Annotated in this window: 3 protein-coding genes; all 3 read right to left on the reverse strand. The window is 28.2% G+C overall.

Features of this window, described 5'->3' with window-relative positions; translation table 11 throughout:
- Window positions 1-131 precede the first annotated feature (131 nt).
- The 3 genes from nrdF to RI76_RS01050 all read right to left on the reverse strand — a co-directional run bounded on the left by nrdF (window position 132) and on the right by RI76_RS01050 (window position 3009).
- On the reverse strand, window positions 132-1160 hold the full coding sequence (nrdF, locus tag RI76_RS01040) for a class 1b ribonucleoside-diphosphate reductase subunit beta (protein WP_017192276.1): 1029 nt from the start codon (window positions 1158-1160) through the stop codon (window positions 132-134).
- 45 nt (window positions 1161-1205) lie between these two features.
- Window positions 1206-2258: a recombinase RecA gene (gene recA / locus RI76_RS01045; protein WP_017192277.1), complete on the reverse strand. Its 1053-nt coding sequence runs from the start codon at window positions 2256-2258 to the stop codon at window positions 1206-1208.
- A 79-nt stretch (window positions 2259-2337) separates the two neighbouring features.
- The gene (locus tag RI76_RS01050) at window positions 2338-3009 is read right to left on the reverse strand and encodes a CDP-alcohol phosphatidyltransferase family protein (RefSeq protein ID WP_017192278.1); all 672 of its coding nucleotides are present in this window, start codon (window positions 3007-3009) and stop codon (window positions 2338-2340) included.
- Window positions 3010-3076: the final 67 nt, after the last annotated feature.

The following is a 3076-nucleotide window of genomic DNA, read 5'->3' on the forward strand; positions in this document are numbered from 1 at the left end:
AATACAAAAAATTAATATAAAAAAGAAAGAAAACTCTTTTAAAGAATTTTCTTTCTTTTTTATTTTTTATAAAAAACAACAAGTTATTTAATAAGACTTTTTTAATAATATCTATTTTAAGGCAAGATTTTTTAAAAAATAAAATCTTCGTCTTTGAGGCTTTCTGATTTCATTTTTTGGTAACCATTCCCTCTCATGGAAAAGTTATCCATAGTTTTAGTTTCAGTATTAAGTCCGTTTAAAACTACAGGATTAATATTTTCTTGAGGGAATTTTTGTTCGAAACCTAAATTCATTAACGCTTTATTAGCGTTATAACGAACAAAGGTGTTAACATCTTCTATCAAACCAACTTCTTGATAAATTTCATGAGCTAAAGATTTTTGTTCTTCATATAAATTGTCCAATAAATCATCTAACCATTTTTTTAAATATGTTTTTTGTTCTTTGGAAAAGTTATAATATAATTCTTTAGCTAAACGACCTACATAAACGCCATGAACACTTTCATCTCGGATAATCAAGTTAATCATTTCTCCAGCTTGCATCAATTGACCTTGACCGTAGAAATATAAAGGATAATAAAAACCACTGTAAAACAACCAAGTTTCAAGAAAAACAGAAGCAACCATGCTTTTCCATTTAATTTCGTTAAAAGTTTTATTATCACTTTGTTCGTTTTCATATTTATTAATAACGATTTTTTTTTCTAAATCTTCGTAAATGCCGACAATAATATTTAAAATGTTTTGTAAATTTTTTTGTTCTTCGCCCCAAGCGAATAATTGATTGATTTCTTCTTTATTTAAAAAAGTCATAAAAATATTAGAATAACTTTTCGCGTGAACAGCATTTTCCATTGCTCCCATGAAATTAAGGGTCGCTTTTTTTTGATGTTCATAAGGTAAGCAAGAACGAAGAATAACCGGCATACCGATATCACCTTGATAAGTATCTAGAAAAGTCAAAACTAATAAATTCCTTGAATAAGCTTTTTTTTCTTCAGGAGAGAGTGCTTGCCAAGCAATTAAATCGCTTTGAAGACTGATGTCTTCAGGACGCCAAAATTGACTTAAATTTTGTTCATAAAAATATTGTGTAAACTCGTCTTCTAATTTATTCCAATTCGCCCCTTTAAAAAGGTTGTTTGTTTCTTTCATATAAAGACCTTTCTATTGTTAAATTTTTTTTAAAAGGATATTTATTTATAGCAATTTATAACTTTTTTTAATTTGTTCTTCTAAAGATTTCGCTATTTCAGGGTTTTGTAATAAAAATTCTTTAGCTTTTTCTTTTCCTTGACCGATATGTTTATTTTGATAACTATACCAAGCGCCGCTTTTTTGGACTAATTCAAGATCAACCGCTAAATCTAAAATTTCACCTTCTTTAGCAATTCCTTTTCCGTACATAATTTCTAATTGAGCAACTTTGAAAGGAGAAGAAACCTTAGATTTCACTACTTTAACATTGGAACGAATACCAATAAAAGTACCATCTTCTTTGATGAATTCAGACTTTCTAATATCTAGTCTTAAAGAAGCGAAATATTTTAAAGCTTTACCGCCTGGAGTTACTTCAGGACTGCCGTAAATAACTCCCACTTTCTCTCTTAATTGATTCACATAAATCACGATAGTGTTAGTTTTAGAAACGATAGCCGATTGCTTTCTCATTGCTTGTCCCATCATTCTGGCGTGAAGACCCATAAAAGAATCGCCGCTTTCACCTTTTAATTCAGCTTCCGGCACTAAAGCAGCCACAGAGTCCACAACTATTAAACTGAAATTTTCGCTTTTAATTAAAGATTCGACGATATCTAAAGCTTTTTCGCCTGAATCTGGTTGAGAAATAATGAAATTATCTAAATCTATTCCTATCGCTTTAGCGTAATTAGGGTCCAGAGCGTTTTCCACATCGATAAAAGCGACATTCCCTCCTTGTTTTTGAGCTTCCGCTATTGCGTGTAAAGTTAAAGTTGTTTTTCCAGAACTTTCAGGTCCAAAAATTTCAATAATACGGCCTTTAGGAAAACCACCGATTGATAAAGCAATATCCAAAGTTAAAGAACCAGTCGGAATAACTTGGATTTTATCAGTTTGTTCCGAATTTAACTTCATAATGCTCCCTTTGCCGAAACGTTGTTCAATTTCTTTAATTGTTTTTTCAATCACTTCTTTATTTTCTTCGTTTGTCTTCGCTTCTTGTTTAGTTTTTTCTATTTTGCTTTTTTCGTTTTTAACTTTTTCGTTATTCATAATTTTGTTTCATTCCTTTGGTTATTTTCGATATATTTTAATATAAATATTTTTTTAGTTATATTGAGTAGAGATAGAGTTAGTTTTGGACGAAATTAGATCTAATAAATTTAAAATTGTTAATTATATAAAACATTCCTGAAACGACTATTAAAAAAATGTTTATGCCTGATAAAAAATTAATAAAATAACTTATTGATAATTTTACAAAAGGTTCCCAAATATACCGGTATATTTGTTGAACAAATAATAAAAAAATAATAGTTATAAAAGTGAAAACAGTTTTTAATTTTCCTAAAAAAGAAGCGGAAATAATATGTTTTTTTTCAACAGTGACCAAACGTACTCCCGTAATGATCAAATCTCTGATAATAGTGGCTATTATAATAATGACGATTCCTGTTTCAACGCTTTTATTATCGTTTTTTTCAGGTAATAAAAATTTATGTTTACTTAACAAATATATGTGAAAAAAAGTGATAATAACAAGCAACTTATCAGCTATTGGGTCAAAAAATTTTCCAAAAACTGTTTGTTGTTGGAATTTTTTAGCTATATAACCGTCAAGATAATCGGTAATAGCTGCAATGATAAAAATCAAATTAAAACATAAACTTAGCGTTGTTTCTACACCATCTGGATGTGTTTTTTTTATATTTAAAATCATAAACATTAAAGGTAACATACAAAAAACCAACAAGATACGAAAAACAGTTAAGAAATTCGCTGATTTTTTAATGATATTTTTCATTCTTTAACAATCTTTCTTTAGAAAATAATAATTATTTAACATATTATTTTAATATCGTTAAAATATA

The organism is Milkweed yellows phytoplasma str. MW1 (genome assembly GCF_000309485.1).
Taxonomy (GTDB): Bacteria; Bacillota_I; Bacilli_A; order Acholeplasmatales; family Acholeplasmataceae; genus Phytoplasma.

What these genes read in the sequence shown, in the direction of transcription:
- RI76_RS01050 (WP_017192278.1), bottom strand. Translation starts at nt 3,009, where the DNA reads ATGAAAAATATCATTAAAAAATCAGCGAATTTCTTAACTGTTTTTCGT.
- nrdF (WP_017192276.1), bottom strand. Translation starts at nt 1,160, where the DNA reads ATGAAAGAAACAAACAACCTTTTTAAAGGGGCGAATTGGAATAAATTA.
- recA (WP_017192277.1), bottom strand. Translation starts at nt 2,258, where the DNA reads ATGAATAACGAAAAAGTTAAAAACGAAAAAAGCAAAATAGAAAAAACT.